15 protein-coding genes are annotated in these 17,928 nt (G+C 61.9%); 10 read left to right on the forward strand and 5 right to left on the reverse strand.

Annotation, left to right across the window (positions count from 1 at the left end):
• From MOV61_RS11600 to MOV61_RS11620, 5 genes are all read left to right on the forward strand, one after another.
• On the forward strand, positions 1 to 958 hold a 958-nt coding region (locus tag MOV61_RS11600), incomplete at its 5' end, for a class I SAM-dependent methyltransferase (RefSeq protein WP_247136681.1).
• Positions 955 to 1,815, forward strand: coding sequence for an RNA methyltransferase (locus tag MOV61_RS11605; protein ID WP_247136682.1), 861 nt, complete (start codon positions 955 to 957; stop codon positions 1,813 to 1,815). The genes MOV61_RS11600 and MOV61_RS11605, both read left to right, overlap by 4 nt.
• A complete protein-coding gene (gene lspA, locus MOV61_RS11610; protein ID WP_247136683.1) occupies positions 1,812 to 2,303 on the forward strand; it encodes a signal peptidase II in 492 nt (163 codons plus the stop codon). Before MOV61_RS11605 ends, lspA begins: the two co-directional genes overlap by 4 nt.
• Positions 2,304 to 2,423: 120 nt before the next feature.
• Complete coding sequence (locus tag MOV61_RS11615; protein ID WP_247136684.1) at positions 2,424 to 4,139, forward strand: hybrid sensor histidine kinase/response regulator; 1,716 nt, start codon at positions 2,424 to 2,426, stop codon at positions 4,137 to 4,139.
• A 99-nt stretch (positions 4,140 to 4,238) separates the two neighbouring features.
• A complete protein-coding gene (locus MOV61_RS11620) occupies positions 4,239 to 5,111 on the forward strand; it encodes a GNAT family N-acetyltransferase (protein WP_038539147.1) in 873 nt (290 codons plus the stop codon).
• Here MOV61_RS11620 and MOV61_RS30445 read toward each other — a convergent pair.
• The 4 genes from MOV61_RS30445 to MOV61_RS11635 form a co-directional block, all read right to left on the reverse strand.
• On the reverse strand, positions 5,108 to 5,299 hold the full coding sequence (locus MOV61_RS30445) for a type II toxin-antitoxin system VapC family toxin (protein WP_309493804.1): 192 nt from the start codon (positions 5,297 to 5,299) through the stop codon (positions 5,108 to 5,110). The genes MOV61_RS11620 and MOV61_RS30445 overlap by 4 nt on opposite strands.
• 62 nt (positions 5,300 to 5,361) lie before the next feature.
• Entirely contained in the window at positions 5,362 to 5,496 is a 135-nt protein-coding gene (locus MOV61_RS30450) for a hypothetical protein (protein WP_309493805.1), read from the reverse strand.
• Positions 5,493 to 5,732, reverse strand: a complete 240-nt coding sequence (locus MOV61_RS11630; RefSeq protein ID WP_247136685.1) for a type II toxin-antitoxin system Phd/YefM family antitoxin — start codon at positions 5,730 to 5,732, stop codon at positions 5,493 to 5,495. The genes MOV61_RS30450 and MOV61_RS11630 overlap by 4 nt, the downstream gene beginning before the upstream one ends.
• Before the next feature lie 55 nt (positions 5,733 to 5,787).
• Complete coding sequence (locus MOV61_RS11635; RefSeq protein ID WP_247136686.1) at positions 5,788 to 8,085, reverse strand: NADP-dependent malic enzyme; 2,298 nt, start codon at positions 8,083 to 8,085, stop codon at positions 5,788 to 5,790.
• Positions 8,086 to 8,282: 197 nt separating this feature from the next.
• Here MOV61_RS11635 and mutS point away from each other — a divergent pair, with 197 nt between their 5' ends.
• The 4 genes from mutS to murJ all read left to right on the forward strand — a co-directional run bounded on the left by mutS (position 8,283) and on the right by murJ (position 16,659).
• Entirely contained in the window at positions 8,283 to 10,931 is a 2,649-nt protein-coding gene (mutS, locus tag MOV61_RS11640; protein ID WP_247136703.1) for a DNA mismatch repair protein MutS, read from the forward strand.
• Between the two features lie 153 nt (positions 10,932 to 11,084).
• On the forward strand, positions 11,085 to 12,116 hold the full coding sequence (locus MOV61_RS11645; protein ID WP_247136687.1) for an AraC family transcriptional regulator: 1,032 nt from the start codon (positions 11,085 to 11,087) through the stop codon (positions 12,114 to 12,116).
• Between the two features lie 112 nt (positions 12,117 to 12,228).
• Entirely contained in the window at positions 12,229 to 15,066 is a 2,838-nt protein-coding gene (locus MOV61_RS11650; RefSeq protein ID WP_038539162.1) for a [protein-PII] uridylyltransferase, read from the forward strand.
• A gap of 24 nt (positions 15,067 to 15,090) precedes the next feature.
• On the forward strand, positions 15,091 to 16,659 hold the full coding sequence (gene murJ / locus MOV61_RS11655) for a murein biosynthesis integral membrane protein MurJ (RefSeq protein WP_247136688.1): 1,569 nt from the start codon (positions 15,091 to 15,093) through the stop codon (positions 16,657 to 16,659).
• Here murJ and MOV61_RS11660 read toward each other — a convergent pair.
• Positions 16,656 to 17,096 (reverse strand): DUF882 domain-containing protein, encoded by a 441-nt coding sequence (locus MOV61_RS11660; protein ID WP_038539169.1) that lies wholly within the window; start codon positions 17,094 to 17,096, stop codon positions 16,656 to 16,658. The two genes, murJ and MOV61_RS11660, sit on opposite strands and share 4 nt — an antisense overlap.
• Positions 17,097 to 17,468: 372 nt before the next feature.
• Here MOV61_RS11660 and MOV61_RS11665 point away from each other — a divergent pair, with 372 nt between their 5' ends.
• Positions 17,469 to 17,876, forward strand: a complete 408-nt coding sequence (locus tag MOV61_RS11665; RefSeq protein ID WP_247136689.1) for a VOC family protein — start codon at positions 17,469 to 17,471, stop codon at positions 17,874 to 17,876.
• The last annotated feature ends 52 nt before the right edge of the window (positions 17,877 to 17,928 follow it).

The raw sequence follows: 17,928 nt of genomic DNA on the forward strand, positions 1-17,928 counted from the left end.
CGCAGCACCGGCGGAAACCCGCCCGCTTTTGCCGCGCAACGGCGAGCGGCCGCCTGAGCGCGTGCCGATCATTCTCGAATCGTCCGGTGCCGGTGATTTTCACCTGGTCGACAGCGGCAACGGACTGAAACTCGAGCAATACGGTCCTTACCGCATCGTCCGGCCGGAAGCCCAGGCGCTCTGGCAGCCGTCACTTCCCGCCCACGTTTGGGAAAAGGCGGATGCACTCTTCACCGGCGATACGGATGAGGACGGCATGGGCCGCTGGCGGTTCACCAAGGAAGCTCTTGGCGAAACCTGGCCGTTGTCGCTGCTCGGCACCGATTTCCTCGGTCGCTTCACGTCCTTCCGCCATGTCGGCGTCTTCCCGGAGCAGATCGTCCACTGGGAGTGGATGAAGAACCGCATCGAGGAGGCGAAACGCCCGGTGAAGGTGCTGAACCTCTTCGGTTATACGGGCGTTGCCTCGCTGGTCGCGGCAGCTGCCGGCGCCGAAGTTACCCATGTGGATGCCTCCAAGAAGGCGATCGGCTGGGCGCGAGAAAACCAGTCGCTCGCCCGCCTCGACAAGGCTCCGATCCGCTGGATCTGCGAGGACGCCATGAAGTTCATCCTGCGCGAGGAGCGTCGCGGCAACCGCTACGATATCATCCTCACCGATCCGCCGAAATTCGGCCGGGGCCCGAATGGTGAAGTCTGGCAGCTTTTTGATCATCTGCCGCTGATGCTCGACATCTGCCGCGAACTGCTGTCACCGAAGGCAATCGGCCTGGTGCTGACCGCTTATTCCATCCGCGCCAGCTTCTACTCCATCCACGAACTGATGCGCGAGACGATGCGCGGCGCCGGCGGCGTCGTGGAATCGGGCGAGCTCGTCATCCGTGAGGCGGGGCTGGACGGCAAGACGCCGGGCCGCGCGCTTTCCACATCTCTTTTCAGTCGCTGGGTGCCGGCATGACCGACAATTTTCAGAGATCCGGACCACGACGGGTCGGTCAGGTGAAGGAAGTCACTTCGCTTTCCAATCCGATCATCAAGGACATCAAGGCGCTCACCAACAAGAGAGACCGCGAAGAGAGCGGCACCTTCATGGCCGAGGGCCTGAAGCTCGTCATCGACGCATTGGAGCTCGGCTGGGAAATCCGCACGCTGGTCTATGCCAAGGCGGCCAAGGGCAAGGCGCTTGTCGAGCAGGTGGCGGCCAAGACAGTCGCCCATGGCGGGCTGGTGCTGGAGGTCAGTGAGAAAGTGCTCTCGTCGGTCACCCGCCGCGACAATCCGCAGATGGTCGTCGGCATTTTCGAGCAGCGCTGGAAGAAACTTGAGGACCTGAGGCCGGGCAGGGACGAGACGCTGGTCGCGCTCGACCGCGTGCGCGACCCCGGCAATCTCGGCACCATCATCCGCACCGCCGATGCGGCAGGCGCTACCGGAGTGATCCTGGTCGGCGAATGCACAGACCCGTTTTCGCTGGAAACCGTGCGCGCCACCATGGGTTCGGTCTTCGCGGTGCCGGTCGTCAAATGTTCGCCGGAAGAATTCCTGATCTGGCAGAAGCGCTCCGGCACCCAGGTCGTGGCGACCCATCTTGCCGGCGCCGTCGATTATCGCACCGTGGATTATTCGAAAAAGCCGGTCGTGCTGCTAATGGGCAACGAGCAGTCCGGCCTGCCGGACAATCTTGCCAGGGCCGCCGATCGCACTGTTCGCATTCCTCAGCAGGGCAGGGCGGACTCGCTCAACCTCGCCGTCGCGTCCGCCGTGATGCTCTTCGAGGCCCGCCGCCATCTGCTGACCCTGGACGACAAGAAATGACCGCACGCGCAGCCCTTCTTTCGCGGCCTCTCGTGGCTCTGATCGTCATCGTCCTCGCCGTCATTCTCGATCAGGTGGTGAAGATTGCCGTCGAGAATTATCTTCCGATGCAGGAAGCAGTGCCGCTGGTGCCGCTTTTGGCGCTCTACCGTACCTATAATCTCGGCGTCGCCTTTTCCCTTCTGTCCGGCATGGAGCGGGAATTCATCGTCGGCATGCGGGTGCTGATCGTCGCCTTCGTGCTCTGGCTCTGGCGCCGCACCCCGAAGGAGCGGCCTTTCGCCCATGCCGGGTTCACGCTGATCATCGCTGGCGCGATCGGCAACCTGATCGATGGTTTCGCCTATGGTCACGTGATCGACTACATCCTGTTCCACACCGCGACTTGGTCCTTCGCGGTCTTCAACCTGGCGGACAGTTTCATCACCATCGGGGCAGGCCTGGTGATCCTCGACGAGCTGGCCGGGCCGAAAAAGGTCGATCAGTAAAATTTTACCTGATTGCTCTAAGGATTGGGAAAGAAACCTCGTTAGTCTTTCCCAATGCGAGATATCGCCGACATACATGAACGTATCTCCAAGGCGTTCGGGTCTTCCCCGGCGGCCGACATGGCCGAACCCGTGGTCGAAAAGGTCGTGCCCGCATTTGGCGTGCAGCCGGGTGAGGGAAAGCCTGCATCACGCAGCGTATTTGCCTCGCTCTTTTCCCGGATCTCCGAGTGGCGCCGTCAGCGCACGGTGCCCCGGCTCCAGCACGCCTTGAAGAATGCCGAGGCGGCCAGCGCTGCGAAATCCCGGCAGATTGCCACCGTCGTCCACGAAATCCGCACGCCGCTCAACGGCATTCTCGGCATGACCCATCTTCTCGGTCAGACCAAGCTGACTGCGGAACAGCAGAACTATCTGAGCGGCATTCGCCAGTCCGGTTACGCGCTGGCGCAACTGGTCGAAGACCTGCTCGATTATTCGACGCTGGAAGCTGGCCGCTTCCGGCTCAACAACCGGGCGGAAAATCTTCGCCACCTCATCGAAAACGTCGTCGAGATGCTGGCGCCGCGCGCCCATGAGAAGCGCATCGAGATCGCCGCGACGGTGGCCGCTGATCTGCCCGACCTCCTCGATTTCGATCCGGGACGTATCCGGCAAGTGCTTTTCAACGTCATCGGCAATGCCGTGAAATTCACCGCCCATGGCGGCGTACTGGTGCAGGCTGCGGTCGATGACGGCAATGTCGCTATCGCCGTCATCGATACCGGTCCCGGCATGGCGCCAGAGGAGCTGAACCAAGTTTTCGGTGAGTTCGAGCAGGCAGGCTCCGCGGAGGCCCGCAGCGGCGGCACCGGCCTCGGTCTAGGCATTGCCTCCCGCATCCTGGCGGAGTTCGGCGGATCGCTTTCCGTCGCCAGCCAGAAGGGGGCCGGCAGCACGTTCACCATCCGCTTCCCCTTGCATTTCGCGGAAACGGCGCAATCGGGCACAGGCGAACGCAACCAGTTGCTCGCGATGTCCCGCGTTCTGCTTCTGGCGCCGGAAGGGCCAGCCGCCAAGGCGACGGTCGCGACGATCGAAACGCTTGGCGGCCGCTGCCGGCACGTCGCCAACACGGCCGACGCGCAGATGCTGATCGACCGCGCCGAGACAGGGCCGCTGGCCTATACCGACCTGATCGTCGATCACCGGCTTGCCTCCGATTATGCCAATGAAAAGGCGCATGCGCCGCTTCATCGCATCCTGCTCGTCAACCCGGAGGAACGCGCTTCCCAGCCTCAGGATTTCTTCGATGCCTGGCTCATCCGGCCGCTCCGGGAAAAATCCCTGATCGATGTCTTGAGCGGCCGCCTGCGCGGCTTCGGCACACGCGACGCGCTCAACGATAACCAGGCCATGCCGCCGCCGCCCGTCATCGAAAAACATGGCGAAGGGCTCGACGTGCTGCTCGGCGAGGACGATCCCGTCAATGCGCTGATCATCCGCTCGGTTCTGACAAAGGCCGGACATCGCGTCCGTCTCGTCGGTGATTTCCCCACCCTGATCGAGGCGGTGCTTAACCGGGACACGCCGCTCGATCTCATCATTTCCGACATGTACATGCCTGGAGGGGATGTTTTCAGCCTCCTGGCGGCACTGCGTGGCGAGGAGCAGAACGGCGTCCGGTCTCTGGTTCCGGTGATCGTGCTGACGGGCGAGAGCCGCGAAGCGACGCATCGCGAGGCGCTTCTGAATGGGGCCAGCCGTGTCTTCGCAAAGCCGGTCGATCCGCTGACCCTACTGGAGGAGGTTCGAATTTTGGGAGTTCTCTCCACCGAGCGCCAACAGGCGCGTTGACGCGACCATTCCTGGAACCTATTATGACAATGGATGTCACGTTCTTGTCGCAGAGAAGTGATTTAAGGCGGTGATCAAACCGGGACGGGGAGAATCACCTTGGCAATCGAACTCCTGAACCGTGAAGTGATACCTGAAACAAACCAGGCGCCGGCCTCTGCTCCGGTAAGCGGCGATGTCTTCGGCCGCATTGGCACGCTCGAAACTCGGCTTGCCCGCAGCGAGCGTGAGATCGATGCCGCGCAGGCGGTTCGCTATCGCGTCTTCGTTGAAGAAATGCACGCGACACTCAGCCCCGACGCCATGCGCCGCCGCCGCGACGTCGATGCCTTTGATGCGATCTGCGACCACCTTCTGGTCGTCGACAACGCAATCGAGGGTGACATCGAAGATCAGATCGTCGGCACTTACCGCCTGCTGCGCCAGGAAGTGGCGTTAGCCAATAATGGCTTCTATTCGGCATCGGAATTCGACATCGAGCCGCTGCTTGCGCGTCATCCCGACAAACAGTTCATGGAGCTCGGCCGCTCCTGCGTACTGCCCGACTACCGTACCAAGCGCACCGTCGAACTGCTCTGGCAGGGCAATTGGGCCTATTCGCTGAAGCACGGCATGAACGCGATGTTCGGCTGCGCGTCCTTCCCGGGCGTTTCGCCCGAAGAACACGCCATGGCGCTGTCTTTCCTGCACCACACGGTCTCGACCAAGGGCGATTGGGCGGTTTCGGCACGGCCGGAACTCTATCGCCCGATGGACCTGATGCCGATGGAGGACGTGAATACCCGCAAGGCGCTTTCCTTGCTGCCGCCGCTGATCAAGGGATATCTGCGCCTCGGCGCCATGGTGGGCGACGGCGCGGTCATCGACCACGCTTTCAACACCACCGACGTTTTGATCGTCCTGCCGATCGCCTCGATCTCCGACCGCTACATCAGCCACTTCGGCGCCGATGCGGGACGTTTCGCGAGCTAACGGACAAGCCTTACGGGACCGTCGTATTGTGCGATGGTTTCATCCGAAGTCAGCAGCAGCATGCCTTCGGAAATACTCTGCGCGATGAGAATCCGGTCGAACGGGTCCTTATGGATCGGAGGTAGGCTCTCGACAGCAAGAGCATGCTCGGTGCTCACGTGTAATTCCTGAAATCCATTGTCGAGCAAAGCGCGATGTAAAACGCGCGGGCTGATATTGAAACCACTACGATTGAGCGCTCGTTTGATAGTCAGCTCCAGAGGCTGGCGGCACTGAAGAAAAGCTCATTTTCCTCATCTTCAATGATGGCGCGCATTTCGTCGGTGAGCTTTGGCGCATCGTCGGCGAACCAAGCGAGGATATGAGAATCCGGGAGAACTCTCATTCTCCGTAAAACATCTCTTCAATTTCCTTGGCGAACATTGTGTCGAAATCGTCGGGAACGGATGCATAGCCTTTTAGAAAGCCAGCCCGTCTTTTCTTCTTCGGCGCTTCCTCCAGCGGCACGACCCTCACCATCGGTTTGCCGGCCTTGGCGATGATGAAAGCTTCGCCGTTTGCTGCCTCTTCGACGAGGCGCGACAGATGGGTTTTGGCTTCATGAATGTTGATAGTTTTCACAAGCAAACCGCCGGGTGGACTTAGTCCACTCGGAGGTTGATTGCAAGAAAACCACTTACGTCCCGGCGTTGTAAGCCGCGATTGCTGCCATATTGACGATATCGCTGTCCTTGGCACCCATCGAGGTGATCTGTACCGATTTGTCGAGGCCGACGAGCAGCGGACCGATCACTGTCGAAGCGCCGAGTTCCTGCAGCATGCGGGTCGAGATCGAGGCCGAATGGATCGCCGGCATGACGAGCACGTTGGCTGTTCCCGAGAGCCGGCTGAACGGGTATTGCTCCATCCGGTGCGGGTTGAGCGCCACGTCCGCGGCCATCTCGCCGTCATATTCGAAATCCACGCGACGCTGGTCGAGGATCTTGACCGCCTCGCGAACCCGCTCCGAACGCTCGCCGATCGGCTGTCCGAAGGTGGAATAAGCAAGCATCGCGACACGAGGCTCGTAGCCCATGCGCTTTGCGACGCGCGCGGCTTCGACGGCGATATCGGCGAGATCCTCCGCATTCGGCATATCGTGGACGGCGGTATCGGCGACGAAGATCGTCCGGCCGCGTGAGATCACCAGCGATACGCCGATCACCTTGTGCCCCGGCTTCGGATCGATGCAGCGGCGGACGTCCTGAAGCGCCGTCGCATAATTGCGGGTCGTGCCGGTTACCATAGCATCCGCATCGCCGATGGCGACCATGGTCGCGGCGAAGTGGTTGCGATCGTTGTGGATCAGGCGCTGGACGTCGCGATAGAGGAAGCCTTCGCGCTGCAGGCGCGCGTAGAGATGATCGATATAGGCATCGAGCCGATTGGAAAGACGCGCGTTGACGATTTCGACGCCGGTGCGGTCGAGGTCGATGCCCGCCTTTTCCGCCGTCGTGCGGATGACGTCGTCGCGGCCGAGAAGGATGGCAGTGCCGAGCTTCTGGGTGGTGAAGGAAATCGCCGCGCGCATGACCTGCTCTTCTTCGGCCTCGGCGAAGACAACCCGCTTCGGAAAGCGGCGAACGCGTTCGTAGATGCCCTGCGTCGTCGCGGCAATCGGATCGCGACGGGCAGAAAGTTCGCGGCCATAGGCGGCCAGGTCGGCAATGTTCTTGCGGGCGACGCCGCTTTCCATCGCGGCTTCCGCGACGGCGACCGGGATCGCCGAGATGAGGCGCGGGTCGAACGGAACCGGGATGATGTATTGTGCGCCGAAACGGGGGCGGTTGCCCTGATAGGCGGCGGCGACATCGTCCGGCACGTCTTCGCGGGCGAGACTGGCGAGCGCATTGACGGCAGCGATCTTCATCGCGTCGTTGATCTGGCTAGCCCGCACGTCGAGCGCGCCGCGAAAGATATAGGGGAAGCCGAGGACGTTGTTGACCTGGTTCGGATAATCCGAACGTCCGGTCGCCATGATTGCGTCGTCACGAATGCGGGTGACCTCTTCCGGGGTAATTTCCGGATCGGGATTGGCCATCGCGAAGATGATCGGCCTGTCCGCCATCGAACGGATCATCTCTTCGGTAAAGGCGCCCTTTTGGGAAAGACCGAGCACGACGTCGGCGTCCTTCATGGCCTCGGCGAGGGTCCGCTTGGCGGTGTTCACCGCATGGGCGGACTTCCACTGGTTCATGCCTTCGGTACGGCCCTGATAGATGACACCCTTGGTGTCGCAGAGAATGACATTTTCCGAATTGAAGCCCATCGCCTTGATGAGTTCGACGCAGGCGATCGCCGCGGCGCCGGCGCCGTTGCAGACGAGCTTGGTGGTCTTGAGGTCCCGGCCGGTCAGTTCCAGCGCGTTGATCAGGCCAGCGGCGGCGATGATCGCCGTGCCGTGCTGGTCGTCATGGAAAACCGGGATGTCCATCAGCTCGCGCAGGCGGCTTTCGATGATGAAGCACTCCGGCGCCTTGATGTCCTCGAGGTTGATGCCGCCAAAGGAAGGGCCGAGGAAGCGCACGCAGTTGATGAATTCGTCGACGTTTTCGGTGTCGACCTCAAGGTCGATCGCGTCGACGTCGGCGAAGCGCTTGAACAGCACGGCCTTGCCTTCCATCACCGGTTTCGAGGCGAGCGCCCCAAGATTGCCGAGACCGAGGATCGCCGTGCCGTTGGAGATGACGGCGACCATGTTGCCGCGTGTCGTGTAGTCATAGGCGGTTGCCGGGTTTGCGGCGATGGCCAAGACCGGCACGGCAACGCCCGGCGAATAGGCAAGCGACAGGTCGCGCTGGGTCGCCATCGGCTTGGTGGGATTGATTTCGAGTTTACCGGGGCGGCCTTCCGAATGGAAATCGAGTGCTTCCTGTTCGGTTACGGAAGCGCGCGAACGTGCGGCCTTCTCCGTGGCCTTGTCCTTAGCAGGCATGTCTCCTCCAGCTTTTTGTGGGCAGCCGTCCTCTAGGCCGCGGCAGATGTTGTCTTTCAGGTGTCTTCATCGATAGTGTCGCAAGTTCCAGCGCGCAACAAAAAATCGGTTCCGTGACCCAGTTTGAAAGATTCCCCATCGACGCCCTGAATACTGCCGAGCTTGCCTCGGAGGAAAGCCGCGCCTCGGCAACGCCGATGATGGAGCAATATATCGAGATCAAGGCGAACAATCCGGGTTCGCTGCTCTTCTACCGCATGGGCGATTTCTATGAGCTCTTCTTCGAGGATGCGGTCGATGCGTCGCGCGCGCTCGGCATCACGCTCACCAAGCGCGGCCAGCATCTCGGCCGCGAAATCCCGATGTGCGGCGTGCCGGTGCATGCCGCCGACGACTATCTGCAGAAGCTGATCTCGCTCGGTTTCCGCGTCGCAGTCTGCGAACAGGTGGAAGACCCGGCGGAGGCCAAGAAACGCGGCTCGAAATCGGTGGTGAAGCGTGACGTCGTGCGGCTGGTGACGCCGGGCACGATTACCGAGGAAAAGCTCCTCTCACCGTTCGAGTCGAATTACCTGATGGCGCTCGCCCGCATCAAGGGAGCCGCCGAACCGCTTCTGGCGCTTGCCTGGATCGATATCTCGACCGGCGTCTTTCGGCTGGCGGAGACCGATCAGTCCCGGCTGCTCGCCGATATCCTGCGCATCGATCCACGCGAACTGATCCTGCCGGACACGATGTTTCATGATGCCGAACTGAAACCCGTCTTCGACGTGCTCGGCAAGGTCGCGGTCCCGCAGCCGTCCGTGCTCTTCGACAGCGCCAGCGCCGAGGGCCGCATTACCCGCTATTTTGGTGTCGGCACGCTCGATGGTTTCGGCAATTTTTCCCGTGCAGAACTCGCCGCCGCCGCGGCCGCCGTCGCCTATGTGGAAAAGACCCAGATCGCCGAACGGCCGCCGCTCGGCCGCCCGGAACGGGAAAGCGGCGCCTCGACGCTGTTCATCGACCCGGCGACCCGCGGCAATCTGGAACTGACCAAGACTTTGTCCGGGGAGCGCGAAGGAACGCTTCTGAAGGCGATCGACCGCACGGTGACCGGAGGCGGCGCTCGTTTGCTCGCCGAGCGGCTGATGTCGCCGCTGACGGATCCCGACCGCATCAACCGGCGTCTCGATTCCATCTCCTTCCTGCTGGAAGAACCCTCGCTCTGCGGCGAGCTGCGCTCCGGGTTGAAGCACGTGCCGGATATGCCGCGCGCCCTGTCGCGCCTGGTGCTCGACCGCGGTGGCCCGCGTGATCTCGGCAGTATCCTGCAGGGGCTGGAAGCGGCCCGCGGTGTCGCGGCCTTCCTCGACAAGGCGATGCTGCCCGAGGAGCTGGGGCAAGCGCTCGACGACCTGAAGGCTTTGCCGCTTCATCTGGAATCCATGCTCGGCAACATGCTGGCGCGGGAACTGCCGCTTCTGAAGCGCGACGGTGGGTTCCTCGCCGATGGCGCCCATTCGGACCTCGACGAGGTGCGGGCGTTGCGCGACCAGTCGCGGCGGGTGATTGCCGCGCTCCAGCTCCAATATGCCGAGGAAACCGGCATCAAGTCGCTGAAGATCAAGCACAACAACGTGCTCGGTTATTTCATCGAGGTGACCGCCGGCAATTCGGGCACGATGACCGATACGCCTGAAGGCAAGGCGCGCTTCATCCACCGCCAGACCATGGCGAGCGCTATGCGCTTCACGACGACAGAACTTGCCGATCTCGAAAGCCGCATCGCCAATGCCGCCGACAAGGCGCTGACGATAGAGCTCGAAGCCTTCGACAGCATGGTCGCAGCCGTGACCTCGGAGGCGGAGACGATCAAGGCCGGCGCCCGGGCGCTGGCGGTGATCGACGTCGCGGCGGGCCTTGCCATGCTCGCCGACGAATGGAGCTATCGCCGTCCGACAGTGGATGACTCGCGCATGTTCGCGATCGAAGGTGGTCGCCACCCCGTGGTCGAACAGGCGCTACGCAAACAATCGGCCGGCCCGTTCATCGCCAATGATTGCGATCTCTCGCCGCATAATGGCGGTGAGTTCGGTGCGCTCTGGCTGCTCACCGGCCCGAATATGGGCGGTAAGTCGACCTTCCTGCGCCAGAACGCGCTGATCGCCATTCTCGCCCAGATGGGGTCCTTCGTGCCAGCGGCCTCCGCCCATGTCGGCATCGTCGACCGGCTTTTTTCGCGCGTCGGCGCTTCGGACGATCTGGCCCGGGGGCGTTCCACCTTCATGGTCGAGATGGTCGAGACGGCCGCCATCCTCAACCAGGCGAGCGATCGTTCGCTGGTCATCCTCGACGAGATCGGCCGTGGCACCGCGACCTTCGACGGCCTGTCGATCGCCTGGGCGGCGGTCGAGCACCTGCACGAGGCGAACAGATGCCGCGGCCTGTTCGCCACCCACTTCCATGAGCTGACCGTGCTTTCGGAGAAGCTGAACCGGCTTTCGAATGCCACGATGCGGGTGAAGGAATGGGATGGCGAGGTGATCTTCCTGCACGAAGTCGGCCCCGGTGCTGCCGACCGTTCCTACGGCATCCAAGTCGCGCGACTGGCGGGTCTTCCCGACTCGGTGGTTGCCCGTGCCCGCGACGTGCTGACCAAGCTTGAGGATTCCGACCGCAAGAATCCCGCGAGCCAGCTGATCGACGACCTGCCGCTCTTCCAGGTCGCAGTCCGCCGCGAAGAAGCCAAGCGCGCCGGGCCGTCCAAGGTCGAGGACGCGCTGAAGGCCATCAACCCGGACGACATGACGCCTCGTGAAGCTCTGGACGCGCTTTACGCGCTGAAGAAGCAGCTCAAGGCCTGACGTTTCGACAACGGGTTGAGGGTGCGCGATTTAGCAGGTGAGGGACCGTGCCGAGGATCGCCCCCTTCGGACCCTCGATCCGCATGCCATCTCGGCCTGAACATGCTAATGCCTTCCAGATCGTGATCGAGGCCGTTTCATCGGGTATCCTGCGTGCTGTCCGTTCCCTTGCCTTTTCTTGCCGGCCTCGTCTTCGCGCTGACGCTTTATCGCAGCCTGAAGGGCGTCGAACTGCCCGGAACGCGTCGCTATTTCTATGCGTTCCTTGTGCTCTATGCCTTCCAGGGCGTCGGCGTAGGGCTGCGTTTCGGCTACGGGGTCGACGGATTGGTGCCCTTTTTGCCGATCACCGCGTCCATTATGCCGCCGCTTGCCTTCCTGGCGTTCCGTGGCCTGACCGCAAAACCTCTAGAGCGGCCTTGGTTGCACGCCGTGGTGCCCTGCGTCGTGGCAGTGGCGGTTGGCTTCTTCCGCGATCTTGTCGATCCACTGCTGCTGGTGATCTTCTTCGGCTACGGCGTTGCGCTCTACAGGCTGACGGTCTCGGGCGGAGACGACGTGATGGCCGAAGCCTCCCTGCAGCGGGTTCGTCCGGCTCTGCGCGCCGCCCGGTTGACCGCCGGGCTGATGCTGTTCTTCGCTCTCAGCGATGCCGCGCTCGCCGTCTACACCAATATTTACGGCGCCCGTGACGTACCGGTGGCGGTTACGATCATGAACCTCGCGGCGATGGCCGTGGTGATCGTCTACTATTTTTCACCGGATTTTTCGCCGGCCGAACCGACTGCTGCTTCGCCTTCCGTCGAGCCAACGGAAGAAGATAAGATCGCGTTATCTCGCATCGAGGCGGCTCTGGAAGAGGGCGAGCTTTACAGGAGCGAGGATCTGAGCCTTGCGAAGCTTTCCCGCAAGGCAAGGCTTCCGGCCCGCGAGGTCTCTGCCGTCATCAATCGCGCGAGGGGGTTGAATGTCTCGCAGTTCGTCAACGATCGCCGTATCGCTGAAGCCTGCCGCCTCTTACGGGAGACCGAACGGACGGTGATCCAGGTCATGCTGGACGTCGGCTTCTCGACGAAATCGAACTTCAACCGTGAATTCCGCCGCGTGACGGGCATGAGCCCCAAGCAATGGAGAGCCGAGGCAAGGGCCGCACAAGACGGCGGTGCGATAAAAACACGGCCTTGAACTTCAAAGCGGGAAGCAACAACTTTGAAACGTCCGATGATGATAATCGTTGGTCAAGGTGCCTCAAAAAGATTATAGCCTCCCTCCGCAGGCCGGGCACCGGCAGGATAATATGGCCAGACACGACATCGATTTTTCTGAACTTCTCGACGTGGCCCGTCTTCGGGCCGATTGCAGGGCGATCGTCAAGGACAAGGATCGCCCCCAGCTGGAATTGCGGGCGGCGCTTCTGCCGTTGCTGCGCCGGGCAAGCGTCGAGGGCCGCGAAAAGGCCCGCCAGCTTCTCTCCAAGGACGGCAGCGGGTTGAATTGCGCCCGCCGCATCTCCTGGCTCCAGGACCAGCTGATCCGCGTTCTTTACGAGACGATCGCCGAAGGCCTTTATACGGAGGGCACGGATATCGCCGTGGCAGCCGTCGGCGGTTATGGCCGCGACACGCTGGCGCCGGGTTCGGACATCGACCTCCTGTTCCTGCTGCCTCCGCGAAATACCGAGACCATGCGCAAGGCCGTCGAGTTCCTGCTCTACGTGCTGTGGGACATGGGCTTCAAGGTTGGCCACGCGACCCGCACCGTTGAAGAATGCATCCGTCTCTCCAAGACGGATATGACGATCCGCACCGCCATTCTCGAAAGCCGCTACATCTGCGGCCGCGAGGCGCTGGTGAACGACCTCGAGAGCCGTTTCGACAACGAAATCGTCGCCGATACCGGTCCGGAATTCATTGCCGCCAAACTTGCCGAGCGCGACAATCGCCACGAGAAGGCCGGCGATACGCGTTATCTGGTCGAGCCGAACGTCAAGGAAGGCAAGGGCGGCCTGCGGGACCTCCACACGCTCTTCTGGATCGCCAAATATTACTACCGCGTCCGCGAGACGACCGAACTGGTGAAGCTGGGCGTTCTCTCGCGCGAAGAAGCCCGCTCGTTCGAAAAGGCGGACGACTTCCTCTGGGCGGTGCGGTGCCAGATGCATTTCCTGACCGGCAAGGCCGAGGAACGTCTTTCGTTCGACATCCAGCGCGAGATTGCCGAGAGCCTCGGTTATCACTCGCGCCCCGGCCTTTCCGCCGTCGAACGCTTCATGAAGCACTATTTTCTCGTGTCGAAGAATGTCGGCGATCTGACCCGCATTCTCTGCGCAGCACTCGAAGAGCAGCAGGCGAAGGCGGCACCCGGCCTTACCAACCGCGTCATCTCGCGTTTCACCAAGCGTCTTCACAAGATCCCCGGCACCGTTGAATTCGTGGTGGACCGCGGTCGCATCACGCTTGCCGATCCGAATGTCTTCAAGCGCGATCCGGTCAATATCATCCGCTTTTTCCATGTGGCCGATATCAACGGGCTTGAGCTCCATCCCGATGCCCTGAAGCGCATGACCCGCTCGCTTTCGCTGATCGACAACGAGGTGCGCGAGGACGAGGAGGCCAACCGGCTTTTCCTCTCCATGCTGACCTCGCGGCGTGATCCGGCACTGATGCTGCGTCGGATGAATGAGGCGGGCGTGCTCGGCCGCTTCATTCCGGAATTCGGCAAGGTCGTCGCGATGATGCAGTTCAACATGTATCATCATTATACGGTCGACGAGCACCTGATCCGCTCCGTCGAAGCGCTGTCGGAAGTCGACAGGGGCAAGGCCGCCGATATCCACCCGCTCGCCAACAAGGTGATGCCGAGTGTCGAAGAGCGCGAGGCGCTTTATGTCGCCGTGCTGCTGCACGATGTCGCCAAGGGCCGGCAGGAGGATCATTCGATCGCCGGCGCCCGCATCGCCCGCAAGCTTTGCCCGCGTCTCGGCCTCAATGCCAAGCAGACCGAACTCGTGGTCTGGCTGATCGAAGTGCATCTCCTGATGTCGATGACAGCCCAGACCCGTGACCTGCATGACCGCAAGACGATCACCGACTTCGCCGAAAAGGTACAGTCGATGGACCGGCTGAAGCTGCTCCTGATCCTGACCATCTGCGATATCCGCGCCGTCGGCCCGGGTGTCTGGAACGGCTGGAAGGGCCAGCTGCTGCGCACGCTCTATTACGAGACCGAGCTGCTGCTCTCGGGCGGTTTCTCCGAGGTATCGCGCAAGGAGCGCGCCAAGGTTGCCGAAGAGGAGCTCTTCAAGGCACTGGCCGACTGGAGCGCCAAGGATCGCCGCACCTATTCGAAACTGCACTACCAGCCCTACCTCCTGTCGGTCTCGCTGGACGACCAGGTCCGTCACACGAAGTTCCTCCGCGACACCGACAAGGCGGGCCAGGCGCTCGCCACCATGGTGCGGACGGACAGTTTCCACGCCATCACCGAGATCACTGTCCTGGCGCCGGACCATCCGCGCCTGCTGTCGATCATCGCCGGCGCCTGTGCCGCAGCCGGCGCCAACATTGCCGACGCACAGATCTTCACGACCTCGGACGGGCGGGCGCTCGACACCATTCTGATCAACCGCGAATTCCCGGTGGACGAGGACGAGTTGCGCCGCGCCGGCACGATCAGCCGGATGATCGAGGACGTGCTGTCGGGCAAGAAGCGCCTGCCGGAAGTCATCGCGACGCGCGCCAAGTCCCGCAAGCGCAACAAGACCTTCACCATTCCGCCGTCGGTCATTCTCTCGAACGGCCTGTCGAACAAGTTCACGGTCATCGAGGTGGAATGCCTCGACCGTACCGGCCTGCTGGCGGATATCACCGCCGTGCTTGCCGATCTCTCGCTCGACATCCATTCGGCACGCATCACCACCTTCGGCGAAAAGGTCATCGATACCTTCTATGTCACCGATCTCGTCGGCCAAAAGGTCGTGAACGAGAACCGCCAGGGCAATATCGCGGCGCGGCTGAAGGCTGTGATGTCCGAGCAGGAGGATGAACTGAGGAGCGGCATGCCGATGGGCATGATCGCGCCGGCCCCCAATCCGGATCAGGCGTCGCAGCCGCGCAAGTCCAAGGCAAGCGTGTGAGTTTCGTCCGATGAGTCCCGCCCGATGAGCTTAGTCCGGAAATTCGCAACCGTCGGCGGAGCGACCCTCGGCAGCCGGATTTTCGGTTTTGCGCGCGAGACCTTCATGGCGGCGGCGCTCGGCACCGGCCCGATGGCCGACGTTTTCTACGCCGCCTTCCGTTTCCCGAACCTCTTCCGCCGGCTGTTTGCCGAGGGCGCCTTCAACGCTGCCTTCGTGCCGCTGTTTTCGAAAGAGATCGAGGCGAACGGCGTCGAGGGTGCCAAGCGTTTTTCGGAAGAAGTCTTCGGCGTTCTGTTCTCGGCTCTGATGATCATCACCATCGTCATGGAACTGATGATGCCGTGGCTGGTGGAATGGATCATCGCACCGGGTTTCGCCGACGATCCCCAAAAGACCTCCATCACCATCCGCTTAGCGGCGGTGATGTTCCCCTATCTGATGTGCATGTCGCTGACGGCGATGCTGAGTGGCATGCTGAATTCGCTGCATCATTTCTTTGCTGCCGCCATCGCCCCGGTTTTCCTGAACGTGGTGATGATCGGTGCCTTGTTCTACGGCCTCTGGATCCATGCGGATCCGCTGACCATCGCCTGGTATCTCTCCTGGAGCGTGCTGGCGGCCGGCCTCCTGCAGCTTGCCGTGGTCTATGCTGGTGTGCGCCATGCCGGCATCAACATCGGCTTCCGCCGCCCGAAGATGACGCCGAACGTCAAGCGCCTCCTCGTGCTTGCGGTGCCGGCGGCCGTCACCGGCGGCATCACCCAGATCAACCAGATCATCGGCCAGGCGATCGCCTCCGGCAAGGAAGGCGCGATCGCCGCCCTCCAATATGCCGACCGCATCTACCAGCTTCCGCTGGGCGTGGTGGGCGTCGCCGTCGGCGTCGTGCTCTTGCCGGAACTTGCGCGTGCCCTGAAGGGCGGGCATCTCAAGGAGGCTGCCAATACCCAGAACCGCTCCATCGAATTCGTGCTGTTCCTGACCCTTCCGGCTGCGGCCGGGCTCTGGATCCTGTCGGAAGCAATCATTCGCGTGCTTTATGAACGCGGTGCCTTCTCCGCCGAAAACACCTCGGTCGTCGCCTCCGTTCTCGCGATCTACGGCATAGGCCTGCCGGGGTTCGTGCTGATCAAGGCGCTACAGCCCGGGTTTTATGCCCGCGAGGACACAAGGACGCCGATGCGTTTCACCATGCTCTCGGTCGTCATCAATTCTGGCCTGGCGATTTCGCTTTTCCCGCTGATCGCCGAGCGCGGCATTGCCACAGCCGAAGCTGCGGCCGGCTGGACGAACACCGTGCTGCTGTTTTCGACGCTCGTCTGGCGCGGCCATCTCGCCTGGGAATGGGCGCTCGCCAAGCGCACGGCCCTGTTGCTCGTCTCGACAGGTATCATGTCCGCAGCACTGATCTTTGCGCTCCGCTATGCCGGGTCGTGGCTGACCCCGGATGCGCTGCTGATCCATCAGGTCGCGGCACTTGCCTGCCTGCTTGTGCTGGCGATCACCGTCTATTTCGCCTGCGCCTTCCTGATCGGTGGCGCCGATATCGGCATGATACGCCGGAACGTGCAACGGAAACCGAAGACCTAGCCTCGTTTCCGCCCGCCGCAATACGCCCATTGGCGTTTCGGTCCGACGTCCACATGCACGATGCCGTTGCAATAGCGGCCGATGCCGCCGATACCCGGTGCGCTGGCCGCGGCTGCGAGGATTGCTCGCTCCGACACACCCGGCACCCGGATATCGGCCGCATAACAATGACTGTGCTGAGACCCGCCGGAATGCGGCCGATGGCCCGACGTGACCATAGGCTTATGGCCGGTCTCGCGCGCGATATGCGCAAGGATGGCCCCCAGTTTTTCCGGAAAACAACTTGTGCGAACGCTGATCCGCTGCACGGTGAAGAAAGCTGAATAATCGTGCTTGAAGGAAGTGCTTCTGCGTTTCTGATTTTCGCCGGCTTCGGCGGCGACATTGAGCCCTAGCGTCAAAAGGCAGAAAAGCGCGACGCGAAATATGATGCGCATGGGTATCCCCCGTGGACAGACCGTGTCGTTCATGACCGGTTAACTGTGATGCGCTTGGGTATTTCCTTTCCAAAATTGGCGCGAATAAGGAGACTTTTGCTCAGAAATGGGATTCTGCCTGCCTAAAAGACTAACATCCGTTAATCTATTCGGAGATGGGTGGAGAAAAATTTTCCCATTAGGCGTATTGACTTAGGAGTTGTACGCCTAATGAGGTAGGTGTTTCTCGGCCCTACCTCGAATGATATGTGGACTGCTCTTTTGTCGCTGTAGTGTTTCGCGAGGCCTCCTGAATGGAGCTCCTCGCACCGCCAAAGCCACCACGGCCGGCAACCCGCGGGTGGCTTAATCACTCGAATTCGGAGCTTCCGCATGCCTGTCCAATCGCTGTTTCTCGTGGCCCTGATTGTCGACGATTACGATCGCGCGAAGGATTTCTATTGCGATGTGCTCGGCTTTGATTGCCTGGAAGACAGCGTGCAGCCGGAGGGCAAGCGTTGGGTCGTGGTGAAGCCAAAGGGTGGCGAAGGCGCGGCACTGTTGCTGGCTGAGGCCGCCACCGACACGCAGAAGGCGGCAATCGGCAACCAGACCAGCGGCCGGGTCGGCTTCTTCCTGAAGACCGACGATTTCGCCCGCGATCATGCCGCCATGACGGCCAAGGGCGTCCGCTTCCTTGAGGAGCCGCGCCACGAGGTTTACGGTTCGGTGGCGGTGTTTGCCGATCCCTACGGCAACACCTGGGATCTGATTGAACATGCGGCTTCCGCGGCCTCTTGATCCTCCGCGCTTCGCCGTGCATAAGCCCGCGCGTTAGCAACATGACCCTTCG

It is taken from the genome of Neorhizobium sp. BETTINA12A, assembly GCF_023006485.1.
GTDB lineage: Bacteria > Pseudomonadota > Alphaproteobacteria > Rhizobiales > Rhizobiaceae > Neorhizobium.